The sequence below is a fragment of the Gandjariella thermophila genome (assembly GCF_005405885.1).
GTDB classification, from domain to species: domain Bacteria; phylum Actinomycetota; class Actinomycetes; order Mycobacteriales; family Pseudonocardiaceae; genus Gandjariella; species Gandjariella thermophila.
This window is the reverse complement of sequence record NZ_BJFL01000002.1, coordinates 239,394-264,681: the sequence shown is the minus strand read 5'-3', so window position 1 is coordinate 264,681 and position 25,288 is coordinate 239,394. Positions and strand designations below refer to the sequence as shown.

At 73.7% G+C, this 25,288-nt stretch carries 21 protein-coding genes and 1 pseudogene; 11 read left to right on the top strand and 11 right to left on the bottom strand.

From position 1 onward, the window contains the following. Nucleotides 1-114: 114 nt before the first annotated feature. Nucleotides 115-1,575, top strand: a pseudogene (locus FFT21_RS03185) (phytoene desaturase family protein); the annotation flags it as partial. After that, nucleotides 1,575-3,008: a lipase maturation factor family protein gene (locus tag FFT21_RS03180; protein ID WP_137812339.1), complete on the top strand. Its 1,434-nt coding sequence runs from the start codon at nt 1,575-1,577 to the stop codon at nt 3,006-3,008. The pseudogene FFT21_RS03185 and the gene FFT21_RS03180, both read left to right, overlap by 1 nt. Before the next feature lie 60 nt (nt 3,009-3,068). Here the strand turns inward: FFT21_RS03180 and FFT21_RS03175 are convergent, their stop codons facing one another. Next, a complete protein-coding gene (locus FFT21_RS03175; RefSeq protein ID WP_225978058.1) occupies nt 3,069-4,256 on the bottom strand; it encodes an MFS transporter in 1,188 nt (395 codons plus the stop codon). Here FFT21_RS03175 and FFT21_RS03170 point away from each other — a divergent pair. Together FFT21_RS03170 and FFT21_RS03160 are read left to right on the top strand one after the other, a co-directional pair. Continuing rightward, complete coding sequence (locus FFT21_RS03170) at nt 4,165-4,701, top strand: DJ-1/PfpI family protein (RefSeq protein WP_137812191.1); 537 nt, start codon at nt 4,165-4,167, stop codon at nt 4,699-4,701. The two genes, FFT21_RS03175 and FFT21_RS03170, sit on opposite strands and share 92 nt — an antisense overlap. Nucleotides 4,702-4,814: 113 nt before the next feature. Further along, the gene (locus FFT21_RS03160) at nt 4,815-5,525 is read left to right on the top strand and encodes an HAD family hydrolase (RefSeq protein ID WP_137812190.1); all 711 of its coding nucleotides are present in this window, start codon (nt 4,815-4,817) and stop codon (nt 5,523-5,525) included. Between the two features lie 72 nt (nt 5,526-5,597). Here FFT21_RS03160 and FFT21_RS03155 read toward each other — a convergent pair whose 3' ends face one another. Together FFT21_RS03155 and FFT21_RS03150 are read right to left on the bottom strand one after the other, a co-directional pair. Beyond that, nucleotides 5,598-6,656 (bottom strand): hypothetical protein, encoded by a 1,059-nt coding sequence (locus FFT21_RS03155; RefSeq protein ID WP_137812189.1) that lies wholly within the window; start codon nt 6,654-6,656, stop codon nt 5,598-5,600. 237 nt (nt 6,657-6,893) lie between these two features. Then, nucleotides 6,894-7,313 (bottom strand): ArsI/CadI family heavy metal resistance metalloenzyme, encoded by a 420-nt coding sequence (locus tag FFT21_RS03150; RefSeq protein WP_137812188.1) that lies wholly within the window; start codon nt 7,311-7,313, stop codon nt 6,894-6,896. A gap of 122 nt (nt 7,314-7,435) precedes the next feature. On the opposite strand from FFT21_RS03150, the gene FFT21_RS03145 reads away from it, so the two are divergent. Together FFT21_RS03145 and FFT21_RS03140 are read left to right on the top strand one after the other, a co-directional pair. Beyond that, entirely contained in the window at nt 7,436-7,813 is a 378-nt protein-coding gene (locus FFT21_RS03145; RefSeq protein WP_137812187.1) for an ArsR/SmtB family transcription factor, read from the top strand. Next, nucleotides 7,810-8,220, top strand: a complete 411-nt coding sequence (locus FFT21_RS03140) for an arsenate reductase ArsC (RefSeq protein WP_137812186.1) — start codon at nt 7,810-7,812, stop codon at nt 8,218-8,220. Before FFT21_RS03145 ends, FFT21_RS03140 begins: the two co-directional genes overlap by 4 nt. Before the next feature lie 138 nt (nt 8,221-8,358). Here the strand turns inward: FFT21_RS03140 and FFT21_RS03135 are convergent, their stop codons facing one another. The 3 genes from FFT21_RS03135 to FFT21_RS03125 all read right to left on the bottom strand — a co-directional run bounded on the left by FFT21_RS03135 (nt 8,359) and on the right by FFT21_RS03125 (nt 11,985). Then, a complete protein-coding gene (locus FFT21_RS03135) occupies nt 8,359-9,189 on the bottom strand; it encodes an FAD binding domain-containing protein (RefSeq protein WP_137812185.1) in 831 nt (276 codons plus the stop codon). Next, entirely contained in the window at nt 9,186-9,656 is a 471-nt protein-coding gene (locus FFT21_RS03130; RefSeq protein ID WP_137812184.1) for a (2Fe-2S)-binding protein, read from the bottom strand. Before FFT21_RS03130 ends, FFT21_RS03135 begins: the two co-directional genes overlap by 4 nt. A 70-nt stretch (nt 9,657-9,726) precedes the next feature. Then, nucleotides 9,727-11,985 carry a xanthine dehydrogenase family protein molybdopterin-binding subunit gene (locus FFT21_RS03125; RefSeq protein ID WP_137812183.1) on the bottom strand — a complete coding sequence of 753 codons (2,259 nt, stop codon included), beginning with the start codon at nt 11,983-11,985 and terminating at the stop codon, nt 9,727-9,729. Nucleotides 11,986-12,134: 149 nt separating this feature from the next. On the opposite strand from FFT21_RS03125, the gene FFT21_RS03120 reads away from it, so the two are divergent. Beyond that, a complete protein-coding gene (locus FFT21_RS03120) occupies nt 12,135-12,899 on the top strand; it encodes a 3-oxoacyl-ACP reductase (RefSeq protein ID WP_137812182.1) in 765 nt (254 codons plus the stop codon). 99 nt (nt 12,900-12,998) lie between these two features. On the opposite strand, the gene FFT21_RS03115 is transcribed toward FFT21_RS03120, so the two are convergent. Then, nucleotides 12,999-13,427, bottom strand: coding sequence for a DUF6319 family protein (locus FFT21_RS03115; RefSeq protein ID WP_137812181.1), 429 nt, complete (start codon nt 13,425-13,427; stop codon nt 12,999-13,001). A gap of 183 nt (nt 13,428-13,610) precedes the next feature. Continuing rightward, a complete protein-coding gene (locus FFT21_RS03110; protein WP_137812180.1) occupies nt 13,611-14,492 on the bottom strand; it encodes a sigma-70 family RNA polymerase sigma factor in 882 nt (293 codons plus the stop codon). 152 nt (nt 14,493-14,644) lie between these two features. Here FFT21_RS03110 and FFT21_RS03105 point away from each other — a divergent pair, with 152 nt between their 5' ends. Continuing rightward, nucleotides 14,645-15,259 carry a DUF1772 domain-containing protein gene (locus tag FFT21_RS03105; RefSeq protein WP_137812179.1) on the top strand — a complete coding sequence of 205 codons (615 nt, stop codon included), beginning with the start codon at nt 14,645-14,647 and terminating at the stop codon, nt 15,257-15,259. Between the two features lie 83 nt (nt 15,260-15,342). Continuing rightward, nucleotides 15,343-16,206 (top strand): SAM-dependent methyltransferase, encoded by an 864-nt coding sequence (locus FFT21_RS03100; protein ID WP_443093353.1) that lies wholly within the window; start codon nt 15,343-15,345, stop codon nt 16,204-16,206. A 53-nt stretch (nt 16,207-16,259) separates the two neighbouring features. Here the strand turns inward: FFT21_RS03100 and FFT21_RS03095 are convergent, their stop codons facing one another. Genes FFT21_RS03095 through FFT21_RS03085 form a run of 3 tightly spaced genes read right to left on the bottom strand, consistent with a single transcriptional unit; the run spans nt 16,260 to nt 20,174 of the window. Continuing rightward, nucleotides 16,260-16,925, bottom strand: coding sequence for an ABC transporter ATP-binding protein (locus tag FFT21_RS03095; protein ID WP_137812177.1), 666 nt, complete (start codon nt 16,923-16,925; stop codon nt 16,260-16,262). A 35-nt stretch (nt 16,926-16,960) separates the two neighbouring features. Continuing rightward, complete coding sequence (locus tag FFT21_RS03090; RefSeq protein WP_137812337.1) at nt 16,961-17,614, bottom strand: ABC transporter ATP-binding protein; 654 nt, start codon at nt 17,612-17,614, stop codon at nt 16,961-16,963. Nucleotides 17,615-17,627: 13 nt separating this feature from the next. After that, a complete protein-coding gene (locus FFT21_RS03085; RefSeq protein ID WP_137812176.1) occupies nt 17,628-20,174 on the bottom strand; it encodes an ABC transporter permease in 2,547 nt (848 codons plus the stop codon). A gap of 448 nt (nt 20,175-20,622) precedes the next feature. Here FFT21_RS03085 and FFT21_RS03080 point away from each other — a divergent pair, with 448 nt between their 5' ends. Both FFT21_RS03080 and FFT21_RS03075 read left to right on the top strand, forming a co-directional pair. After that, entirely contained in the window at nt 20,623-21,165 is a 543-nt protein-coding gene (locus FFT21_RS03080) for an SET domain-containing protein-lysine N-methyltransferase (protein ID WP_137812175.1), read from the top strand. Beyond that, entirely contained in the window at nt 21,149-25,252 is a 4,104-nt protein-coding gene (locus FFT21_RS03075) for a non-ribosomal peptide synthetase (protein WP_137812174.1), read from the top strand. The genes FFT21_RS03080 and FFT21_RS03075 overlap by 17 nt, the downstream gene beginning before the upstream one ends. Nucleotides 25,253-25,288: the final 36 nt, after the last annotated feature.

Below are 25,288 nucleotides of genomic sequence, written 5' to 3'. Positions count from 1 at the left end.
GTCGGGAGATGACAGCCTGTTCCGCAGCCGGACGGGCCGCGCTGACGAGCCCGGCGAAGCCCCGCGCGCGTTCAGCAACACGCACGGCGCGCGGCGTGCGCGGTCCGCGCCGAGAGTCGGACGATGGAGCGTATGGCGAACGTCGACGCGATCGTGGTGGGCGCCGGTCCGAACGGGCTCACCGCGGCGGTCACCCTGGCCAGGGCGGGACTTGCCGTGCGGGTGTACGAGGGCGCCGACGGCGTCGGCGGCGGGGCGCGCACCGAGGAACTGACCCTGCCGGGATTCCGGCACGACCCGTGCTCCGCGGTGCACCCGCTCGGCGCCGGCTCCCCCGCGTTCCGGGCGCTGCCGCTGACCGACCACGGCCTGGAGTGGGTGCATCCGGACCTGCCGCTGGCGCACCCGTTCCCGGACGGCTCCGCCGCCGTGCTGGACCGGTCGGCCGCCGCGACCGCCGAATCGCTCGGCGTGGACCGGGACACCTATCTGTGGCTGGTCCGGCCGTTCGCGGACCGGTGGGACGAGTTGGCCGAGGACGTGCTGCGCGCACCGCTGGCCGGGCTGCCCCGGCACCCGCTGCTGCTGGGCCGGTTCGGGCCGCGCGCCGCCGCCCCGGCCGCCGTGCTCGCCCGGTGCTTCCGCGGCGAGCGGGCCCGCGGGCTGCTCGCCGGGTTGGCCGCGCACGTGATCGCGCCGCTCACCGCGCCCGCGACGGGCGGGGTGGCGCTGCTGTTCTCGCTGGCGGCGCACGCGGGCGGCTGGCCGTTCCCGCGCGGCGGATCGCAGGCGATCGCGGACGCGCTGACCTCGCTTTTGACCTCGCTGGGCGGCAAGATCGAGACCGGGCGCCCGGTGCGCACGCTGCGCGAGCTGCCCCCGGCCCGCGCGTACCTGTTCGACACCAACCCGGAGCAGGTGGCCACGATCGCCGGCGACGCGCTGCCGCGCCGGTTCGCCGAGCGGTTCCGCCGCTACCGGCACGGCCCCGGAGTGTTCAAAGTGGACTACGCGCTGTCCGAGCCGGTTCCGTGGACCGCGCAGCCGTGCCGGCGCGCCGGCACCGTCCACCTGGGACCGTCACTGGCCGAGATCGGCGCGGCGCTGCGGGCCGTGCACAACGGTGCGCCGCCGCAACCGCCGTTCCTCATCGCCGCCCAGCCCAGCCTGTTCGACCCGACCCGCGCGCCGGAGGGCCGGCACGTGCTCTGGGTGTACGCGCACGTGCCGAACGGCTGGCGTGGCGACCTGACCGAGGCGGTGGAGCGCCAGATCGAGCGGTTCGCACCCGGCTTCCGGGACACCGTGCTGGCCCGTACCATCAGCGGCCCAGCCGAGGTGGCGGCGCGCAACCCGAACAACGTGGGTGGGGACATCGCCGTGGGACGCTGCGACCAGTTGCGGCTGATGTTCCGGCCCATGCTGGCGCGGGTGCCGTACGCCACCGGGAACCCGGCGATCTACCTGTGCTCCTCGGCCACCCCGCCGGGTCCCGGGGTGCACGGCATGTGCGGCTACCACGCGGCCGGCGCCGCCTTGCGGCGCGCCTTCTCGCGGAAAGGGAGTGGCTCGTGATGGGGTGGTTCGTCGACCCGGACTACGAGTTCGCCCGGTTGGTGTTCCAGCGCGGCCTCGGCGCCGTCTACCTGGTGGCCTTCCTGGTCGCGGTGAACCAGTTCCGCCCGCTGCTCGGCGAGCGCGGGCTGCTGCCGGTGCCGCGGTTCCTGGAACGGGTGCCGTTCCGCCGCTCGCCCAGCCTGTTCCACCTGCACTACTCGGACGGGTTCTTCGCCGCCGTCGGCTGGACCGGGGTGGTGCTCGCCGCGGCCGCGGTCGCTGGAGTGCCGGACGTGCTGCCGCTGTGGGCGGCGATGCTGCTGTGGGCCGTGCTCTGGGCGCTGTACCTGTCGATCGTCAACGTCGGCCAGGTGTGGTACGGCTTCGGCTGGGAGTCGCTGCTGCTGGAGACCGGGTTCCTGGCCATCTTCCTGGGCAACGCGCAGACCGCCCCGCCCACCCTGGTGCTGTGGCTGCTGCGCTGGCTGCTGTTCCGGGTGGAGTTCGGCGCCGGCCTGATCAAGCTGCGCGGCGATCCGTGCTGGCGGAACCTGACCTGCCTGCGCTACCACCACGAGACCCAGCCCATGCCGGGGCCGCTGAGCTGGTTGTTCCACCGCCTGCCCGACCGGCTGCACCGGGTCGAGGTGGCCGCCAACCACGTCGCGCAGCTCGTGGCACCGGTGGCGCTGTTCGCGCCGCAGCCGGTGGCCACCGTGGCCGCCGGGGTGGTCGTGGTCACCCAGCTCTGGCTGGTCGCCTCCGGCAACTTCGCCTGGCTCAACTGGTTGACCATCGTGCTCGCACTGTCCCTTGTGGACTACCGGTGGGTCTTCGGGGTGACGGCCCCGGCCGGCGGTGCCGCGCCGAGCTGGTACCAGGGGCTGGTGCTGGCGGTGACCGTGCTGGTGGTGGTGCTCAGCTACGCGCCGGCGCGCAACCTGGTCTCCCGTCGCCAGCTGATGAACTACAGCTTCGACCCGCTGCACCTGGTGAACACCTACGGCGCGTTCGGCAGCATCAGCCGGGACCGCTACGAGGTGGTCATCGAGGGCACCCGGGCCACCGAGATCACCGGGGACATCGCGTGGTCGGAGTACGAGTTCAAGGGCAAGCCCGGTGACCCTCGGCGGCTGCCGCCCCAGGTGGCGCCGTACCACCTGCGGCTGGACTGGATGATGTGGTTCGCCGGGCTGTCCCCCCGGTACGCCGACCCGTGGCTGCTCCCGCTGCTGCGCAAGCTGCTCGGCGGGGACCGCGCGGTGCTGCGGTTGCTGCGCCGCAACCCGTTCCCGGACGCCCCGCCGTCCCACGTGCGCGCCCTGCTGTACCGGTACCGGTTCACCGACCTCCGGCAGCGCCGGGAGACCGGTGCGTGGTGGCAGCGCTCGCTGGTCGGCGAGTACGTGCGGCCGGTGAGCCTGCGCCCGGCGCACGGCCGCACCCGCTGACCCCTCGCCGACCTCCGCACGCTGCGCCATGGCGTGCTCGGCGGCTGGGACGCCGAGCGGTCAGGTCCGCGCGTCGGCCGGCTCGGCGGGGGCCGGCCCGACATGCTTCGGCCGGCCGGCGCCCAGCCCGGCGGTGGCTCCCGCCAGGCACACCGCGAGCAGCAGCACCAGCGCGGCCAGCCAGCCCCCGGTGGCCTGGTGCAGCAGGCCCACCAGCAGCGGTCCCATGGCGGCCAGCAGGTATCCCACCGCCTGCGCCTGGCCGGACAGCCGGGCGGCGGTGGCCGCGTCGCCCGCGCGCAGCCCGATCAGGCTCAGCGCCAGCGCGAACAGGGCGCCCATGCCGAACCCGAGCACCACGGAACACCCCCAGATCCACGAGACCGGCGCCAGGAAGAACCCGACCAGCCCGGCCGCGGCCAGCGCGAACAGGGCGACCGCCAGCCCGCGCTGGCCGGCTCGCCGGCCGGCCAGCAACGGCAGGCACATCGCACCGCCCGCCTGCAGCAGGGTGGACAGCGAGAGCACCAGGCCGGCCGCGGTGTCGGCCAGGCCACGCGCCTGCGCGATGGTGGGCATCCAACCGAACACCACGTACGCCAGCAGCGACTGCAAGCCCATGAAAGCGGTCACCTGCCACGCCAGCGGGCTGCCCAGCAGGCTGGTGATGGCGCCGGCGGCGGGTGCGCTGCCGGCGGTCCGGCCACGGAACAGCGGCAGCCACACCAGTGCGGTGAGCACGCCCAGCGCGGCGAGCAGCAGCAGCGGCACCCGCCAACTGCCGCCGGCGGCGTGCATCAGCGGCACCGCGCCGGCGGCGGCGACGCTGCTGCCCAGGGTGAGGAACACGGTGTAGAGGGAGGTCACCTGGGTGACCCGGGCCGGGAACTCCCGCTTGATCAGCGCGGGCAGCGCCACGTTGGCGATGCCCACGGCCGCACCGACCACCACGGTGCCGGCGAACAGCGCGGCAGCGCCGCCCGCGGCGCGCAACAGGCTCCCGCCGACGAGCAGCGGCAGGCACACCGCGATCACACCCTCGTCCCCCCACCGGCGGCGCAGCGGCGGCGCGGCCACCGCGAACACCCCCAGGCAGACCACCGGGAGGGTGGGCAGCAGCCCGGCCACCGCGGGGGGCAGGTGCAGGTCGGCGGTGATGGCCGGGAGCAGCGCGCCGGCGGCGGTGAACGGCGGGCGCAGGTCCAGCGCCAGCACGACGATCGCGACCAGCAGCCACGCGGTGCGCACCGGCGGTCCCCTCTCCAAGGTCCGGTTTCGGGTCGTCGTGACCGGCGACGCCGCCGAGGATCTCGAGTTCTTTTTACCCGTACCAGCGGTTGCTGGAGGAGGGCTACGAGGTGCACGTCGCCGCGCCGACCACGAAGACCTTGCATTCGTGGTACACGACTTCGTGGCGGGTTTCGACACCTACACCGAGAAGCCCGGGCATAGCTGGCCGGCGGACGTGGCGTTCGCCGACGTCGACCCGGCCGAGTACGTGGCGGCGGTGATCCCCGGCGGCCGGGCGCCCGAGCACATCCGCAACAACCCGGACTGCCAGCGCATCGTCCGGCACTTCGTCGAGGAGCGGAGGCCGCTGGCGCACCTGTGCCACGCCGCCCAGCCGGCCGCACCCCGCCGGCCCCTCGCTGAGCCGTCACCGGCCTCGGGCGGCGGCGCCGACCGGGCCTGATGGCCGTGGCCGGCCTGGCATGCCTGCCGGGACTCGCGCTGTACCTGGCGTTGCGGCGGCACATCGTGAATGCTTTGGTCCGGTGCGGGTTGACGTGAGGAGCGGCGCGCGCGATGGCCGACGGTGGCTGGGTGGTGTGGTGCGACTTCGGTGGGGTGCTGACCGACCCCATCGACGGCGTGATGCGGCGCTTCGTGCGCACCGTCGGCGTCCCGCTGGACGCCGTCCTGGCAGCGTTCGACACGGTCGCCGCCCGGTACGGGCTGACAACGCTGGGTCCGCTGGAGCGGGGCCTGGTTAGCGTCGCCGAGTGGGGCGAGCAGGTCGCCGACGCGCTGGGACCCGACCACACGCCGCGGGCGGACCTGCGCGAGTTCGGCGAACTCTGGTACGCCGACCGCGAGTTCAACACCGCGCTGTACGACCAACTCGTCGCACGGTCCTCCGCCTCGGTGCGGCTCGGCCTGCTCACCAACAGCGTCCGCGAGTGGGAACCGCACCGCGCTCGCCTCATGCCCGACTCGGCCGTCTTCGCCGCCGCCGTCCGCTCCCACGAGATCGGCCTGTGCAAGCCGGAGGAGGCCATCTACCGGCACGCCGAGCAAACCCTCGGCGTCGACCCGTCGCGCTGCGTGCTGATCGACGACACCCCGGTCAACTGCACCGCCGCCCGCGCCCTCGGCTGGCACGCCGTCCACCATCAGTCCAACGAAGCCACCCTCGCCGAACTCGACCAGATCCTCGGCCGCCACCCTGACTCAGGGGTCGTTGCGGCGACCGAGCACCATGGCGACGTCGCCGGAGGTGTTCCAGACGGTGCTTGACCGCAGTCCGGCGGTATCGACACTGGTGCCGATCCGTCGGCACAGCCGGGGCCTGCTCGGCGTGGGCGCGTGCTACGCCGTCGCCCGCACGACCTTCTCGGTGGGCGGCGGATCGCTCTCGGAACGCAATGGGTTCACCAGGCCGAAGGTGATCTCCACGCCGGCGGTCGCCAGCGCGTTCCGCGGCACGCCGACCAGCACCAGGTCGACGGTGCGCTCCTGCCGGGGCCCGGGCCAGAAACCGTAGATCGTGTCGGTCAGCGGCTCGCAGGAGGGCGAGGCCAGGTAGACGATCGCCGACGGGGCGAGGCTGCGGATCTTGGTCTGCGGGACCGTGTCGAGGTTGCCGGTGGTGTTGCGGTTCACCGTGGTCAACGTGAACGGGACGGTGGTCGTCCCGGGCGGCGGCGCGAAGTTGCACGACGTGGTGTCCGAGCCGGGCTGGCCGAACTGGATCGTCACGTCGAAATGGGTTTCCATGGGGTCACCCAGCGACGGGGTGTAGCGGAGATCGACCGACTCGTGGGTGGCCCTGCCGGCGTCGGAGCCGGAGCCCTGCGGGCTGCTCCCGTCGGGCGCCACGCCGGCGGCCGCGTGCTCCGCCGGTTCCGCACCGGCCGGTGTGCCGCCGCTTCCGCCGGTGAACACGTTGACCACGCCGTAGGCGCCCCAGCCGAGCAGAAGCACCACAACCACCCCGACCACCGCCAACGAGATCCGCGCCTGGCGGTTGTTGGTGATGGTCATCGGCCCGATGGAAATCTGGTTGCGCCCGCGTACCCCGCTGACCGTGTTGACGCTGAGGTTGCGCTGGTCCCCGGTGATGGTTCCGGCGCCGCCCTGGGTCGCGTGGTACCGCGCCGTCATCCGCTCCAGCCGCTGCGACAGGTCGGGGTCGTTGCGGACCAGTCCGGCGACGGTGTCCCGCAGCGCGTCGTGCAGCAGTGGTTCCCCGGGATGCTGCTCGAACTGCTCCAGTACCTGCCGGCCGCGTGCCGACCCGGCGATGTTGTTCCGGACGAACTCGTACAGCTCTCTCGCGACACTCCCGGCCGCGTCGTCGCCGGGTGGCCGGGTCGCGATCGCGGTGATGATCCGGACGACCGTGGTCGCCAGAGTGGATGCGTCCACGCCAAACCCCCTCGCCTTGCTGGCCCCGGCGCCACCGTCGATGCGGTCCCTTCCGATCGACCGGTGATGCCGCCGAACGGTCGGCGTGGCCCGCGCTGTCCTGCCGCACCGACGCCTCCCGAGCATGGCGGTTGATCCACGGCGGTGCTATACGGAAAGGTACGCAGGCCCCGAGCGCATAGGGCGGTTCGTTCGCACCTTTCCATGCGGGACTAACAACGCCATGCGGATGGGCGGTCAGGCGCAGCAGCCGGCGGGGGATGTGGTGGCTTCGTTGGCGCAGCACTCGGGCGAGTCGGACTTGACGGCGTAGACCTCCCACGGTTCCTGGCCGGGGCCGGTGACCCAAACCTTGTCCTGCACGGCGTAGCAGCAGGTGACGTCCTCCTGCACGGTGGTCTCCATGCCCAGGGCCGCCAGCCGATCGGTGGCGTGCCCGACCTCGGCGGCGGATTCCACCTCGATGCCGAGGTGGTCCAGCGCCGTGGCCCGACCCGGGTCACCCTGCAGCAGGACCAGCTTCAGCGGCGGCCGCTGGACGGCGAAGTTGGCGTAGCCGGGACGTCGCTTGGTGGGCTCGACGCCGAGCAGCTTGGCGTAGAAGTCGATCGAGGCGTCCAGGTCGCCGACCCGGAGCGCCAGTTGCACGCGAGACACGTCGATTCCTCCTCGTGGCGAGCACGGCCCGGAGATGGCCTCTTCGCCTCTGGATAGACCGTCATCGAAACAGTGGGGAGACCCACGTTGCACCTTTATGAGAAGACTGTCAAGATAGAAGGGTGTCGAAGCAGCTTCCCGTTGCCGACGCGGCGCCGTACTGCCCGCCGCTGTTGCGCGAGCCGTTGTCCGAGGTGCGGTCGGTGGAGTTGGCGCGGGTGCTCAAGGCGATCGCCGACCCGGTCCGGCTGCGACTGCTGTCGCTGATCGCCTCACACGCCGGCGGGGAGGCCTGCGTGTGCGAGCTGACCGGCGCGTTCGACCTGACCGGACCGACCATCTCGCACCACCTCAAGGTGCTGCGCGAGGCCGGGGTCATCGCGGGCGAGCGGCGCGGCACATGGATCTACTACCGGGTGCGGCCGGAGGCTCTGGCGGAACTGTCGGCGCTCCTGCTCGCTCCGGCGGAACCCGCCACGGCGGAGGCGGTGGGCGCATGACGGCCGGGCGTCCGGAGGTGCTGTTCGTGTGCGTGCACAATGCCGGCCGCTCGCAGATGGCCGCCGCCCTGCTGCACCACCACGCCAAGGGGGCCGTGACAGTCCGCTCCGCCGGGTCCGCACCCGCCGAGACGATCAACCCCGCGGTCGTGCAGGCCATGGCCGAGATCGGCCTGGACATATCCCGGGAGTTCCCCAAGCCGCTGACCGACGAGGGCGTGCGGGCCGCCGACGTGGTGATCACCATGGGATGCGGCGACACCTGCCCCGTCTATCCCGGTAAGCGGTACCTGGACTGGGATCTGGAGGACCCGGCCGGCAGGACCGTCGAGCAGATCCGGCCGATCCGCGACGAGATCGACCGCCGGGTCACCGCGCTGCTCGCGGAACTGGTGCCTGCGCACTGAGTGGCGCGTGGCCGGTGACGACCCCCGCACCCCCGCGGGATGCGGACATCGTCGCTGTCCCGGACGAACAACCGCTGAACCGGCGGCCCGGACGCACCGCCCGCGGGGCCGGATGACCCCGCGGGCGACCCGTCCCGGCTACAGCCCGGCGGGGACGCGGCCGGCGGCGCGCTCCAGGGCCCGGCCGGTGAGCACCCTGGCCAGGTGCTGGCGGTACGCCGCGCTGGCGTGTGGCTCGTCCGGCGGGCTGGTGCCCTCGGCGGCCAACTCGGCGGCCTCGGCCGGGTTGGCGCCACCGGCAAGGGCTTCCTCCACCCGGGTGGCGCGGATCGGCGTACCGGCCATGTTGATCAATCCGACGGACTGGCCGAGCACCGCGACGCCGACGATGGCCCAGTCGATGGAGCGGCGGGTGAACTTCTCGAACGCCCAGCCGACGCCGTCCTGCCCGGGCACCCGGATCTCGACGAGCAGTTCGTCCGGTTGCAGCGCGGTGGTGAACGGGTCGAGGAAGAACTCCCCGGCCGGGATCTCCCTGCGGCCGCCTGGTCCCTGGGCGACCAGCACGCCGTCGCTGGCCAGCAGCGCGGCGGGCAGATCCGCGGCGGCGTCGGCGTGCGCCAGCGACCCGCCGATGGTGCCGCGGTGGCGGACCTGCGGGTCGCCGATGGCGCCGGCTACGTGCGCCAGCAGCGGCGCATGCTGCCGCAGCACCTCGTCGTGGTGTAGGTCGTGGTAGCGGCTCAGCGCGCCGATCGCCACGGTGTCGCCGTCGGTGCGCACATAGCGCAGGTCGGCCAGCGGCGCGATGTCCACCAGCACCTCGGGCGCTGCCAGGCGTAGCTTCATCAACGGCAGCAGCGAGTGCCCACCGGCGAGCAGTTTGCCCTCGTCGCCGTACTCGCCGAGCAGGCCGACCGCTTCGTCCACAGTGGACGCGCGCCGGTAGCTGAACCCGACCGGGATCATCCGTCCACCTCCTGCCCGGAGGCCTCCATCACCGCGCTGACGATGTTGTGGTAGCCGGTGCACCGGCAGAGGTTGCCCTCCAGCGCCTCCCGCACCTCCTGCCGGGTGGGCTTGGGGTTCTCCGCGAGGATGGACACCGACGCCATGATCATGCCGGGGGTGCAGAAGCCGCACTGCAGCCCGTGCTGGTTGGAGAACGCCCGCTGCACCGGGTGCAGTTCGCCGCCCTCGCCGGTCAGGCCCTCCACCGTGGTCACCCGGTGGCCGTCCGCCTGCGCGGCGAGCACGGTGCACGACTTGACCGACTCGCCGTCCAGCAGCACGGTGCAGGCGCCGCACGACGTGGTGTCGCAGCCGACGTTGGTGGCGGTCAGGCCGAGCGTGTCGCGGAGATAGTGGACCAGCAGGGTGCGGTCCTCCACCTCCTCGACCGTGGACCGGCCGTTGACCTCGATGGTGACTTTCACTTGAGAACCGCCTTCCTCTCCGCCAGTTCGCGCGCTGCCGCGATCGTGTCGCCGGCGCGCCGGGCACGCATCAGCGGCCCTCCCTGGCGTCGTTGATGGCCTGCCACACCCGCTGCGGGGTCGCCGGCATCTCGATGTGCCGCACGCCGAGGTGCGCCAGCGCGTCCACCACCGCGTTCTGCACGGCCGGCGTGGAGCCGATCGTCGCGGCCTCGCCGATGCCCTTGACGCCCAACGGGTTCCGGGTGGTCGGCGTCGCCATGTCCACGAGTTCGAAGTCGGGTAGTTCGGTGGCGGTGATGAACGGGTAGTCGGCCAGCGTCGCGGTGGTCGGGTTGCCGTCCGCGTCGTAGCTCATCTCCTCCAGCAGCGCCTGGGCGACGCCCTGTGCCAACCCGCCGTGCCGCTGCCCCTGGAAGGTCACCGGGTTGACCACCGGGCCGGCGTCGTCCACGGCGATGATCCGGCGGAGCACCGCCTTGCCGGTCAGCGTGTCCACCTCCACCACCGCGAGGTGCGCGCCGAACGGGAAGGTCGGCTGCACGTCGCCGTACCAGACGTCCGCGGACAGCCCGTCCTCGCCGGCCGCCGCCGCGACCTGCGCCCAGGTGACCGTGCCGCCGGACGGCGCGCCGCGCACCTGCCAGGCACCCTGGTCAACGTTCAGCTCGACATCGTCCGGGCTGGCCTCGAGCAGGTTCGCGGCGATCTCCTTCGCCCGCTCGATGACCTGGTCGCCGGCCTGCTTGAGCACCGAACCGCCGAGCTGCAGCGACCGGGACGCGAACGTGCCCACCGCCTTGGGCACCTCGTCGGTGTCCCCGTGCCGGATCGTGATCTTGTCCATCGGCACGCCGAACTGGTCGGAGAGCAGCATGGCCAGCGAGGTGTGCAGGCCCTGGCCGTGCGGCGAGCTGCCGGTGTAGGCGGTCACCGTGCCGTCCGGGTTGACGTCCACCCGGCCACTCTCCCCCATCCCGTCGCCCGCGGTGATCTCCACGTACGCGGCGATGCCCAGGCCGAGCACGACCACGTCGCCGGCCTCCCGCCGGCGCGCCTGCTCAGCGCGCAGCTCCGCGTATCCGCCGGCCGAGAGCACCGCGTCCAGCGCCTTGGCGTACTCGCCGGTGTCGTAGGAGGCGCCGCTCGGCGTGGTGTACGGGAACTCCTCCGGCCGGATGAAGTTGATCCGCCGCACCTCGGCCGGGTCCATGCCGATCTCCGCGGCGAACAGGTCCATGGCCCGCTCGATCGCCGCGGTCGCCTCGGGCCGCCCGGCGCCCCGGTAGGCGGCGATCGGGGTGGTGTTGGTCAGCACGCTGCGGGTGGCCACCTCGACCCTGGGGATCCGGTACACGCCGGGCGCCATCAGCCGGGTGAAGCCGGGCAGCATCCCCGCCCCGGCGCGCGGGTAGGCGCCGGCGTCCTGCACCACTTCCAGCCGGTAGGCGAGCACCGTGCCGTCCCGCCGGCCGCCGATGGTGACGGTGTGCCGCTGGCCGCGGCCGTGGGTCATCGCGGTGAGGTTCTCGCTGCGCGTCTCGAACCACCGCACCGGCCGGCCCACCCGGCGGGACGCCCAGCCCAGCACCACGGCCTCCGGGTCGGCGCCGATCTTCGCGCCGAAGCCGCCGCCCACGTCCGGAGCGATCACCCGCACCGTGCCGGGGTCCACGCCCAGCCCGCCGGCCAGGATGTCCCTGGCGATCTGCGCGTTCTGGGTGGACAGCCACATCGTCAGCCGGCCGTCCTCGCCCCATGCGCACGCCGCGCCGCGCACCTCCAGCGGTGCCGGGGCCACCCGCTGGTTGGTGATCGTCCGGGTGACGACGACCTCGCAGTCGTCGAACAGCTTCTCGTCGAACGGCTTGGCCTTGCCGCCGGCCACGTTGCTGTCCGTGCCGTCGAACAGCAGCGTGCGCCCGGACAGCGCATCGTCCAGGTCGATCACCGCGTCCAGCGGGTCGTAGTCGATGTCGACCAGTTCGGCCACGTCGGCAAGCTGATACGGGTGCTCGGTCAGGACCAGGGCCACCGGCTCGCCGACGTAGCGAACCCTGTCCCTGGCCAACCAGGGCTCACCGGTCGGCCCCGGCGCGAAGGCGATGTCCAGGTCGTCGGCGGTGAACACGCCGACCACGCCGGGCGCCTCCCGGGCGGCGGAGACGTCGATCGAACCGATCCGGGCGTGCGCGATGGGGCTGCGCACGAACATGGCGTGGACCGCGCCGGTCAGTTCGGGCTCGCGGAGGTCGTCGACATAGCTGCCGCCCGACGTGATCAGCTTGTGGTCCTCGATCCGGACCACCCGGGTGCCCATGACACTCATCTGGAGCCCTCCACTCTCGTCCTTGATCACGCGGGCCTGTCCCCGATCCTATGAACGGGAACACGTTCCCCACCAGGCCGGTGGACCTGCCCGTGGCCGATACCGTGCCAACTGTCCGGTTTCCCGACCGCGCCAGAGGGGATGGTTCCATGCGTGTCGCCGATCAGATCGTCGTGGTTACCGGCGGTGGCCGCGGCCTGGGTAGCGCGATCGTGCGCGCGTTCGCCCGGGAGGGGGCCAAGGTGGTGGTCAACTACCACCGCAGCCGGCCGCAGGCCGAGGCGCTGGTCGCCGAGATCGGCGAGCGGGACGCGGTCGCGCTCCGGGCTGACGTCACCGACCAGGACGCGGTGGACGAGATGTTCGCGACCGCGCGCACCCACTTCGGCGACGACGTCACCACGGTGGTCAACAACGCGCTGATCGACTACACGTTCAACGCCGAACTTCGGGCGCACGCCGACGAGCTGCGCTGGGAGGACCTCGCCACCCAGTTCGAGGGCACGGTGCGCGGCGCGCTGCACACCGTCCACGCCGCGCTGCCGGGCATGCGCGCCCGCGAGTTCGGCCGGATCATCAACGTGGGCACCAACCTGCTCCAGAACCCGGTGGTGCCCTACCACGACTACACCGCGGCCAAGGCGGCGCTGCTGTCGCTGACCCGCACCCTCGCCGCCGACCTCGGCCCGGACGGGATCACCGTGAACATGGTCTCCGGGGGCCTGCTGCGCACCACCGACGCCAGCGCGGCGACCCCCGAGGCGGTGTTCACCGCGATCGCGGAGAGCACCCCGCTGCGCCGGGTGGTCACGCCGGACGAGTTCGCCGACGCGGTGCTGTTCTTCGCCTCGCCATGGGCGCGCGCGGTGACCGGGCAGAACCTCGTGGTCGACGGCGGGCTGGTGAAGGACTGAGCGCGCCTGGCGAGCGGCGGGGCCCGAGGCGCGCGCCCGCCGACGCATGTCGAGTGCGGACCGCCGGTGCGGGTGCGCCCGCACCGGCGGCGGGCGGCGTTACTCCCCCAGGTCGGCCAGGGCGCGCTTGACCCTCTCCAGCTCGGCCTCGAGTTCCTGCATCCGGCTGCGGTGCTGCTCGCGGGCCTCGCTGAGCACGGCCTCGATGCCCGACTCGATGTCCGGGTGCAGTTCCTTGGCGGCGCGGGCGACCGCCGCGGCCGGGATGGGCATGCCGCGCACCAGCCGGTTGGTGCCGTGCACCAGGTCGGCCTGCCAGTCCCCCTCCGCGGTGCCGGTGACGGTCAGGGTCAGCGCCACGGTGCGGGTCTTGCGCGCGCTGCTCTGCTTGCGGCCGCGCCCCCTGGCCGGGGCCTCCTTCTCGCCGGACGGCGTCGCCCGCCGGCCGCTGTCGCCGCTCTCGGCGCCGTTCTCGGCGGCGCCTGCCTGGTCGGTGCTGTCCGCCGCTGCTGCGGGGTCCGCGCTCACGTGGTGATCCTCTCTGCGTCGGTTCCGATCCTCGACGAGTGTGCCGCCCGCACCGCTCGGCGCGGGCGCCGGGAGCAGATGCTAGAACACCCGTTCGATTCACCGCGGCGGGATGGTCCCGTCGCGTTCCGCAGTCGCGCGGCGGCGTCTGCGCAGGCCAGACTGACGGTTACGCTGCCGGCGTCAGGGGACGGGGCCCGGCAGGTCGAGGCGGCGCAGCCGGGCCGGGTCGGCCAGGATATCGATCTCCACGATCTTTCCGCCGGTGACGGTGAACGCCATCACCGCCAACGGTCGATCCTGGTGGGCCACCAGGATTCCAGCCGCCCCGTTCACCAGCGCCGGCCGCGCGAACTCGGCGCGCCACGCGAAGGCGAGCGCCTGCTCGGCCACCGACTCGGCGCCGGAGACCACCCTCGACCCGGCCGCGGGTTCGGCACCGACGTCGGCGCGCAGGGTCACGTGCGGGTCGAGCACGGCGAGCAGTGCGTCGAAGTCGCCGTCGCGGGACGCGGTGAGGAAGGCGTCCACCACCCCGCGCTGGCGGCTGATGTCGGGGTCGGGTACCGCGGCCGCACGGACCCGGCGGCGCGCGCGGCTGGCGAGTTGCCGTGCCGCGGTCGGGGAGCGCCCGACGATGCCGGCGATCTCGTCGAAGGGCAGGGCGAACATGTCGTGCAGCACGAAGGCGAGCCGCTCCGCCGGACTCAGCGCGTCCAGCACCACCAGCAGCGCGAGGCCCACCGAATCGGCCAGCAGCGCCTCGTGCTCTGGGTCGGCCTCGTCCGCGACCGTCACGACCGGGTCGGGAACGTGCGCGCCCCGCGGCTCCTCGCGCCGCGCCCGCCGCGCCCGGAGCATGTTCAAGGCCACCCGCGCCACGACGGTGGTGAACCACCCGCCGGGGTTCGCCACGCCGGTGGTGCCGGCGCGGCTGACCCGCAGCCAGGCCTCCTGGACCGCGTCCTCGGCCTCGCCGACCGAGCCCAGCACCCGGTAGGCCACCGCCCGGAGCCGGGGGCGCTGCGCCTCGAACCGGGCGGCCAGCCCGTCGTTGTCGTCCATCGGTCACATTCCCTCGTCGCCGCCTGTCATACCAGTGACAGCGCGGGCGCGGCCGATGTGACCGGTGGACCGACCGTCACCGGCCACCGGCCGCGCACGGCGCCACCGATCCACCGCGGACGCCCAACGATCCTGACACCGGGAGCCGCCCCATGGGTCCGACCTCGAAAACCGTTCCTCGCCGCGGGACGCCGGGGCGCCCGGCCCGCGCCCTCGAGACCCTCGCGGTCGCCGCCACCTCAGCCTTCGCCGGCGCCGCCCTGCTCACCCAGACCGTGATCGTCCCGGCCTGGCGGGCCATGGACCCCGCCGCGTTCCTGCCGCATTTCGCGGTCTACGGACCCGCAACGGGCGCGACGGTGTTCCCGTTCGAGGCCGCCTCGGTGCTGCTGCTGGGGGTCACCACGGCCAGGGGTCGCGGGCCGGGCCGGGCGCTGTGGGCCCTGGCAGCGGCGGGCATGGTGGCGACCCTGGTGCTGCTGCCGATCTACTTCGTTCCCGCGAACCTCGCCATGCTCGACCCCGCCTTCCCGGCGCGGGCCGTGCCCGCCGAACTGACCGCCTGGTACCGGTGGAACTGGGTGCGCGCCGGGCTGGGTCTGGCTTCTGCCGCCCTCGCCTGCGGTGCGCTCGCCGCCGGACGCGGCGGGACAACCACACCCGCGGTCGCGGCGGGCCACCGGAACCTCCGGCGCCGAACCCGCCCTCGCCGGCCGGTTACCGGCAGCCGCTTGACGCCCTCACCGGCGCCCCGGCGGTGTGGTTGATCGCCGGCGAGGGAAGCGGCCGGGCGGCGTACCCCGCGGCGGGTCGATGATGATTCAATATCACCGACCCTGCAGCGGAAGGAGTGGGTGTGGCCGCCCAGGACCGGGCGCCGTCCGCGCCGTCCATTGTGGACGTGACGCGGCCGAGCGCGGCGCGGATCTACGACTGGTACCTCGACGGCGTGCACAACTACGCCATCGACCGCGAGTTCGGCGAGCGGGTGGTCCGGCTGTGGCCGCACGTCAAGGGCGTCGCCCGGCAGAACCGCGACTTCCTGCGCCGCCTGGTGGTCAACGCCCTGGACGCCGGGGTGCGCCAGTTCCTGGACCTGGGCTCGGGCGTGCCCACGGTGGGCAACGTGCACGAGATCGTGCGCGACCACCTTCCGGCCGGTGAGCGCGCGGCCGTGGTGTACGTCGACTACGAGCACGTGGCCGCCGCGCACGCGCGGGTGCTGCTGGAGGAGGACGGCGCCACCGGATGGGCCGGGGTGGTCCAGGCCGACCTGCGCGACCCGATGGCGGTGTTCGGGCACGAGACGAGCAGGGCGCTGCTCGACCGCGGCCAGCCGATCTGCGTCATGCTGATCGCCGTGCTGCACTTCGTCGGCGGCGCCGACAACGTGCCGAACCTGCTCGCCGACTACGCCCGGCGGCTGGCGCCCGGCTCCTGGCTGGGGTTGAGCCACATCGCCTCCGACGAGGCCGACCCGGCCGACCAGGCGGCGGTGGAGGCGTTCCGGAAGGCATACGACAACACCAGCAACCCGCTGTGGGTGCGGGACCGCGCCGAGATTTCCGGCTGGTTCGCCGGCCTGGACGGCTGGCGGCTGGTCGACCCGGGCGTGGCGCACCTCATCGACTGGCGCCCGGACCGGCCGGTCACCCCCGCCGACCGCGCCCTGCGCCCGTTCGCCTGGTGCGGGGCGGCGGAGAAGCTCGGCTGATCCCGGCGACGGCCCGGCGGCGCCCGTGCCGCCATGCGGCGGACGGCGGCCCGTCACGCCGCGGCCAGCCGGCCGCCGTCGAGTCGCAGGGTGCGGTCGGCGACGGCGTGCACCCGCGGGTCGTGCGTGGCCACCAGAACCGCGGCGCCGCCGTCCGCGCAGCCGCGAACCAGGCGCAGCACGGTGGTGACGGCGTCCGCATCGAGGTGGGCGGTGGGCTCGTCGGCCACCAGCACCCGCGGGCCGGCCACCAGCGCCCTGGCCAGCGCCGCGCGTTGCCGCTGGCCGAAGGAGACCTCGTGCGGGAAGCGGTCGGCCAGGTGGTCCACGGCCAGTTCGGCGAGCAGCGGCGCCACCCGGCCGGCGAGGACGGTGCGCTGCCCGGTCAGGCGGATCGGCAGCGCCACGTTCTCCGCGAGGGTCAGCTCGTCGAGCAGGCCGATCGACTGCGGCAGGATCGCGCACCGCTCCCAGCGCGGCGGCTTGGTCAGCGGCTCACCGAGCAGCAGCACGGTGCCGGAGTCGGGGCGGTCGAACCCACACAGGATGGCCAGCAGCGCGCTCTTGCCGGACCCGGACGGGCCGCCGATGGTCACCAGTTCCCCGGCGCGGACGTCGAGGTCCACCGCGTCCAGCACCCGCCGGGCGCCGGTGGGCGCGCCGAACCACCGGACCACCTCCCGCGCGGCCAGCGCCGCCGTACCGTGATCCGCGCTCATCCCACCTCCTTCGTGGCCGCGAGTCCGCGCCCGCATCAGGACCCCTCCCGGAGGCGCCCGTCGTGCAGCCGGACCACCCGGTCGGCCGCAGCGACCAGCCTCGGGTCGTGCGAGGCGACCACCACGGTCATCGCGCCGGCCAGATCGGCGAGCGCGTCGACGACCAGCCCGGCCGACTTCGCGTCCAGTTGCGAGGTGGGCTCGTCGGCGAGCACCACGCCGGCGCCCCGGACCAGCGCGCAGCCCAGCGCGAGCCGCTGCTGCTGGCCACCGGAGAGGGCGGTGATCCGCCATCCCGCGGTGCCCGCCAGACCGAGGCGGTCGAGCAGCGACGGCTCCGGCGCCGGCCGGTGCGCGCTCTGCGCCGCCGCCCGCAGGTTGTCCCGCACGGTGAGCTGGGGCAGCAGGTTCTCCACCGGGTTCTGCGCCACCAGCGCGACCCGGTGCCGGCGCAACCGGCGCAGCGCCCGGTGCGGCAGCCCGCTGACCACCGTGCCATCCAGTTCCACCGTGCCGCGGGTGGGCCGTTCCACCAGCCCGAGCACCCGCAGCAGGGTGGACTTGCCGGACCCGGACGGGCCGGTCAGCACGGTCATCCCGGTGTGAGCCACGGCCAGGTCAGCACCGGCCACCGCGGTGACCGGGCCGCCCGCGGTGGGGTACTCGACGGCGACCTCGTGCAGCGCCATCACCGGCGCCCGCTCAGCCACGGATCAGCTCCGCCACGCGGGCGGTCCGCACCGAGCGGACCGCGATCCAGGCGGCCGCGCCCACCACCAGCGCGGCACCCCCGGCCGTGGCCAGCAGCAGCGGCGCGAGCTGCGGGATCGCCGGCCGGGGCAGCAGCCACGGGGCCGGGTCCAGGCGGGGCGCGGACACGCCCGCGCCGACCGTGCCGACGCCGCCGCCGGCGACGAGCACCAGCAGCGCGATCGCGCCGAGTTCCGCGCAGTGGCTGACGACCAGGGTGGCCGGGCGCAGCCCCATCCGGCCGGCCAGCGCCCCGGACAGCGCGTTCTGCCGGCGCCGGGTCTCCACCGCGAGCAGCAGCGCCGCGGCCGCCACCACGGCCAGCACCGCACCCAGCGCCCGGATGAACCCGAAGGTCCAGACCACCGTGTAGAACGGCAACGCGTCCAGCGCCCGGTCGATGGACGCCGCGTCGGTGAAGGAGATCCCCGCCCGGTCCAGCGCGCCGGTCACCGTCGCCAGGTCGGTGGTGGACCACAGGTACCAGGAGTTGACCAGTCTCGGTTGTGCGACCGCCGAGGCCGCCACCACATAACCGACGTTTCCCCGCATGCCCGGAAAGTCGTCGACCGTGGCCACCGGGGCGAACGGCGCGACGTCCGGGACGCGGACCACCCCGTCCCGCGCGGGGCCGACCCGGACGGCCGGTGCCGTTCCGCCGGTGCCCGGCGCGGCGAGCAGGCCGAGCAGGTGCCGGACGCGGTCGGCCTGGCCGGGATCGATCCATGCCGCCCTGGCGAAGGTCGCCGGGTCGACGATCATGATCTGGTCACGGCTCGGCCCGATGTCGAAGCCGACCACGGTGCTGTTGCCGTGCACCGCGTCCGGCAACGGGGTGCGGGCCTGCACGGCGGTGGTGGCGATCTGCACCGAACTGTTCGCGCCGACCAGGGTCCCGGACTTGGCCACCAGCGCGGCGCGCTCGCTGGCGGCGATGCCGTGGCCCACGGTGAGCGTGCCGATGGCCAGCACCCCGACCAGCACGATGCCGCCGATCGCGCCGGCCGCGGCTGCCAGGCGGCGCATCGCCAACTGGATCGCGGGCACCCACCACCAGGCCCGCCGCCGGGAACCGGCGAGCGCCGTCCGGAACAGCCGCACCACGACACCGGCCACGGTGAGCACCACGAACAGCGGGAACGCCAGCGCCACCGGATCGATCACGGCGGAGGCGGCGGCGCCGCCGCTGGTGTGCACCAGCCCCCGGGCCAGCCGGGTCCACGCGACGACCGCCAGCCCCGCGGTGCCCAGCTCCCACGGCACCAGCCGCAGCCAGCGCCACCGGGCCCGCCCGGCGCGCCGCACGGCCTGGAACGCGCGGTGCACCCGCCAGGACACGGTGCCGGCCAGGGTGACCAGACCGGCCGCGAACACCGCGGCGGCCACCAGCACGGCGAGGGTGCCGGTGCCCGGGTCGAGCGCCGTGTCGGGCGCATACCAGCCGACGGTGAGCCGGGCGAGCAGCAGCCCGGCCGCCTCGCCCAGGGCGAGCGGCGCGGCGAGTTCCAGCACCGCCTTGCCGCCCAGCGCGCCCGGTGAGCTGCCGCGCGTCCACAGCAGCCACAGTTCGGCACGGCGGCGCTGGGCGTACTGCGCACCGAGCGCGGCCACCCCGGCCAGCCCGACCAGCAGGCTCACCGCGGTGAGCGGCAGCACCAGGGAGAGCACGTGCCGCCGGGCGGTCGTCGCGGCCCGCAGCGGCTGGGCGAACCGCTCGATGCCGCCCGTGGTGCGGATGCCCTGATCGGCGAGCGTGCCGCGCAGCGCGGCCAGCATCGCGTCGCCCCGGCGCTGCAGGTCCTGCGCCTCGGAGACGGTCCCGGGCAGCCGGGTCACCGGAAACCGCACCGAGACGTCCAGCACCGGACCGTAACCGGCCAGCCAGGACAGGTCCGGCAGGAAGACCACCGGCGGCTTCACCCCGTCGCCGGCCATGCTCGGGGTGATCACGTCGCCCTGCTCCGAGCACCACCAGTCCGGCAGCGGGTTGTGCAGTTGCCGGTAGATCGCGGACACCGGCGGAAGCGGCGGGCGCTGCGGTAGCTGGCCGATGCGGGTGTGCGTCGCCGCGGCCACGTTGTCCGGTACCCACAGCCCGTTCCGGCCGCCGCCCTCGACGACCTGCAGATGGTCGAGGGCGCCCTCCCGGTAGCCGTAGCGGACCGGCGGTGGGAAGCCGTTGATGTCCAGCTCGCCGCCGGTGGTGTAGGCGGCGAACACCACCTGGTCGAAGCCGTACCGCGGGCCGATCCGGTGGGCCGCTTCGCGGATGGCGGCGGCCTGGCCGCCGCTGACGAACGCCGGTTCCAGCGACGGCGGCACGAGTTGCGCGCAGTACTGGCCCTTCTCGTAGCCGAGGGCCGCGCTGCCGGCGGCGTCGACGTAGAGCACGCCCGCCGCGGCGACGAACGTCAGGAGCGCCCCGGTGACCGCCGCGACAAGCGCGGTCCACCGGCTGGTCAGCGCCGCCAGCGGCGCGGTCAGCCAGGGTAACTGCACCCCCGAAGGGTATGACCGGCCGCGGCGGGCCCGGACGGTTTCCGGCCAACTCGCCCCGGTACATCGCGGGATCGGGCGCGGGCCGATCGGCCTACCCCGGTACGGCGGAAGGCGTGCCGCGCCTTTGGCCAACTCACCCGAAATTCCACCGGCTACGGCATCCCGCGTTGTTTGTCCGAAACGGTCCGAAACCAGTCGAGTGGCCTTCCGGGACGGTGAACCGATGCACAACGCGTGACGTACTCAGAGGCATGGGATGGCCCACGACCAGGCGCACCACGCGGCCGCATGCCGCCGATTCACCGGATCGGCGCGTCACGCCGTCGGGCACCCCGCCGCGGCACCGCGGAAAACGACGGAGGAATTCGACACAAAAGAACAGCCGGAAGGATTCGAACGCATTCGGCACGAGGGCCTTTCTTCACCACAGGCGGTCCGGGAGGTAGGGATGGCTGTCACGAACAGCGGCGTCGCCGAGTCGGTGCGCGTCGCGGTGCTCCGCTCCGGCGGCGAGTACACGCTGGTCACGCGGGCGGGGCTGGCCGAGGGTAGCTGGCTGTTCACCCTCGACGGCGAGCTGACCGACGCGCCCACCCGCTACTCCGTGCAGCTCGGCCCAGCCCTCCACCTCGACCTTCCGGACACCTACGGGCTCGAGGAGATCATGGACCGTTTCTACTGGCGGTTCATGAACCACAGCTGCGAACCGAACGCGATGATCCGTGGGCGGGACGTTTTCGCGCTGCGGACTGCCGAGCCTGGCGAGGAGATCACCTTCGACTACCACACCACCGAATACGAGTTGGCCGAGCCGTTCGACTGCCGCTGCGGCAGCGCCCGCTGCGTGGGACGGGTGCGCGGATTCCGGTTCCTGTCCACCGCGCAGCGCGAGCGGATCCGGCCGTGGCTGGCCGACCATCTGCGCGCCCTGCTGGACCACGAGCCCGCGGCGACCGCGCTCGGCGAGGGGCGGCATGTCGCTGACCGCTGAGTCCCCGCAGGTCGGCACCGCCACGCCGGCGGTGCTGTACGAGTTCTTCGAGCGGACCGTGCGCAGTTCGCCGGATGCCGTGGCGGTGGACGTGCCGCCGGGCCCCGGCCGCCCGCAGCGCCGGACGATCTCCTATGCCGAGCTGAAGCAGGCCGCCGAGCGGCTGGCCAGGGCGGTGCACCTGGCGGTGGGCCGCGGCGGGGTGGCCGCGGTGCTGCTGCGCCGCACCTCCGAGCGGCTGTACGCGGCGCAACTCGCGGTGCTCCGCTCGGCGTGCGCGTACGTGTGCGTCGACCCGGCCTTCCCGGACGACCAGGTGGCGCACATCCTGTCCGACTCGTCGGCCGGGGCGCTGCTCACCGACGCGGAGGGCGCCGAGCGGGCGAGCAAGGTCGGCTACGCCGGGCCGATCATCCGGGTGGACCGCCCGCTGGACTCCTCGGCCGCCGACCTGCCCGCACCACCCAACCCGGAGGACGTCGCCTACCTCATCTACACCTCCGGCAGCACCGGCAGGCCGAAGGGCGTGCTGGTCCCGCACCAGGGCATCGTCAACCTGATCAGCGGCGATCTCATCGAGTTCGGGCTGGGTCCCGGGGACCGGGTCGCCCAGGGTTCGTCCGCGGCGTACGACTCCTCGGTGGAGGAGGTGTGGATGGCGCTGGCCTCCGGCGCCACCGTGGTGGTGCTCGACGACGACACCGCCCGGCTCGGCCCGGATCTGGTGCGGTGGCTGCGCGAGGAACGGATCACCGTGCTGTGCCCGCCGCCCACCCTGCTGCGCGCCACCGGCTGCCCGGACCCGGAACGTGAGCTGCCGGAGCTGCGGCTGCTGTACGTGGGCGGGGAGGCGCTGCCCGAGGACGTGGCCGAGCGGTGGTCCCGGGGCCGGCGCATGGTCAACGGCTACGGCCCCACCGAGTGCACGGTCACCTGCCTGCGCCAGGACATCGTCGCGGGCGAGAAGGTGGCGATCGGCCGCCCGGTGCCGGGCATGCGGGCCTGGGTACTGGACGAGAACCTCGACCCGGTGCCCAGTGGGGAGAAGGGCGAGCTGTGCCTGGGCGGCGCCGGCGTCGCACTGGGCTACCTGGGCCGCCCGGAGCTGACCGCGGAGAAGTTCCCCACCCATCCCCGGCTGGGCCGCATCTACCGCACCGGCGACCTGGTGCACGTGGAGCCGGACGGCACGTTCTTCTACCACGGCCGGATCGACTCGCAGGTGAAGCTGCGCGGGTACCGGATCGAGTTGGAGGCGATCGAGGCGTGCCTGGCCCGCTGCCCCGGTGTCCGCGAGGCGGCCTGCCGGGTGCAAGGCGAGGGCGCCACGCAGACGCTGGCCGCGCACGTCATCCCGGAGGACCCGAGCCGGCTGCCGCACGTGGAGGACCTGAAGCGGCGGCTGCGCGAGCAACTGCCCGGCTACATGGTGCCCTCGGTGTTCGGCGCGATCGACGAGTTCCCCCGCACCGCGGGCGGCAAGCTGCGGCGCAGCGAGTTACCGATCCTCTCCGCCGGTGGCGGCCAGCCCGGCCCGGCGGCGGCGCCGCGCAACCCCGTCGAGCAGAGCATCGCCGAGGCGGTGCGCCGCGCGCTGGAGTTACCGGCGGAACCCTCGGTGGACGCCGACTTCTTCACCGACCTCGGCGGCAGCTCGCTGACCGCCGCCATGGTCATCACCGAGCTGCGCGCCGACCCGGCGACCGCGTCGATCACCGTGCGCGACCTGTACCAGGCGCGCACCATCGGCGAGCTGGCCCGGCGGGCCGCGCCACCGACCGACGCGCCGGAGACCCCGCAGCGGGAGCGGGCCACCGGCAACCCCGCCCGCGCGACCGCGGCGCAGGCGCTGTGGCTGCTGCTCGAGCTGATCGCCGGCTCCGCCGTGGCCTACTTCGCGTTCTTCTGGGTGTTCGCCTGGATCTCCGACAGCATCGGCCTGGTCACCCTCATCCTGGTCGCGCCGGTGGCGCTCACCGCGTTGCAGGTCCTCGCCTCCCCGCTGTCCGTGTCCGTCGCGGTGCGCGCCAAGAAACTGCTCATCGGCCGGTACACACCGGCCCGCGCGCCCGCGTGGAGCGGGTTCCACGTGCGCATGTGGATCGTCCGCCAGTTCACCCGGCTGATTCCGTGGGCCACCATCGCGGGCACCGAGTTCCAGTGCATGGCGCTGCGCGCGCTGGGCGCCCGGATCGGCAAGCGGGTGCACATCCACCGCGGGGTGAACCTCACCCAGGGCGGCTGGGACATGCTCTACATCGGCGACGACGTGACGATCAGCCAGGACGCCTCGGTCGGCCTGGTGCACCTGGAGCGCGGCGAGGTGGTGCTCGGCCCGGTGACCCTCGCCGACGGCGCCACCCTGGACATCCGCGCCGGGGTCGGGCCGAACACCCGGGTCGGCCAGGGTTCCTGGCTGACGGCGCTGTCCTCGCTGCCGTCCGGCAGCGCCATCCCGGACGGGGAACGCTGGGACGGCATCCCCGCGCAACCCGCTGGAGCGGCCCCCACCCCGCCCGCGCCGCCGGAGCGCGGCCGGCGGCTGTCCCCGCTGGCGCACGGCGTCGCCATGATCCTCGCGCAGAACCTGCTGCGCTGGGCGCTGTCGCTGCCCTACACCGTGGTGTTCGCGCTGATCGCCTACCGGTACGACCTCAGCTACGAGACGTTCTTCGCCGCGCTCGCCGATCCGGCCGCGAACCTGCCGCTGCTGGCCGCGATCGGCGCCGCCACCTGCCTTTCGGTGCTTCTCATGGTCGCCCTGGAGGCGGTGGCCTGCCGGCTACTCGGCCAGATCAGGCCGGGGGTGATCAGCCGGTGGAGCCCCGGCTACATCCGGGTGTGGCTGAAGACCGGGCTGGTGGCCTCGGCCGGGCGGTGGCTCTCCGGCGGGCTGTTCTGGCCGACCTGGCTGCGCGCGGCCGGCATGCGGATCGGCCGCGGCTGTGAGATCAGCACGATCATCGACGTGGTGCCGGAGATGGTGCGGATCGACCGGGACACCTTCTTCGCCGACGGCATCTACCTGGGCGGGCCACGTGTCCAGCGCGGCACGGTGACGGTGGCCCCGGTCGAGTTGGGCACGAACACCTTTCTCGGCAACCACGCGGTGATCGCCGCCGGTCAGCGCCTGCCGGAGAACATCCTGATCGGCATCTCCACCGTGGCCGACGACCGGCTGGTGCGGCCGGGTACGTCCTGGTTCGGCCACCCGCCGTTCGAACTGCCGCAGCGGGAGGTGGTCACCGTGGACCGGCGGCTCACCCACGACCCGCCGCTCATCCGGGTCGTCACCCGGGTGTTCTGGGAGTGGCTGCGGTTCGCCCTGCCGCTGGGACCCGCGCTGGCCGCGGGCCTGTGGACCTTCGGCGTGGTGCACGTGTCCCTGGCGCTGCCGCTACTGCCGCTGGTGCTGCTCGGCCTGCCCGCCGTCAGCCTGGCCACCGGGGCGTGGCTGTGCCTGGTGGTGCTCGCCCTCAAGTGGGGGCTGCTGGGCAAGGTGCGCGAGGGCATCCACCCGCTGTGGTCCTGCTGGTGCAGCCGGTGGGACTTCCTGTACGTCGCCTGGGGAGTCATCGCCAGCCGGGTGCTGGCCGCCCTGGAGGGCACCCTGCTACTGCCCGTCTACCTGCGCCTGATGGGCATGAAGATCGGCAGGCGGGTGCTGCTCGGCGACGGCTTCGCCCAGGTCGTCGACCCGGACATGCTGCACCTGGAGGACGGGTCCACGGTCAGCGCGATGTTCCAGGCGCACACCTTCGAGGACCGGGTGCTCAAGATCGCGCCGGTGCGGGTGGGCGCCCACGCCACCCTGGGCGCCGCGACCGTGCCGCTGTACGGCGCGGACATCGGCGAGCGCGCCGTGGTCACCCCGCACAGCGTGGTGATGAAGCAGGAGCGGCTGCTGCCCGGGCTGCGCTACGCGGGCGCGCCCACCCGCCGGCTGGACTCCGACGGCACCGAGACCCTCGGCGGCGTGCGGCACGCCCGGCGGCACGAACTTGGCTTCCCGCACTGGGCTGTGCAGCCGGTGATCACCGGCGCGGGTAAGCACCGCGCGCCCCGCTCCGGCCGGGTGCGCCGGTAGCGCACCGCCGGCGCACCCCACGCCCGACGGGCGCCG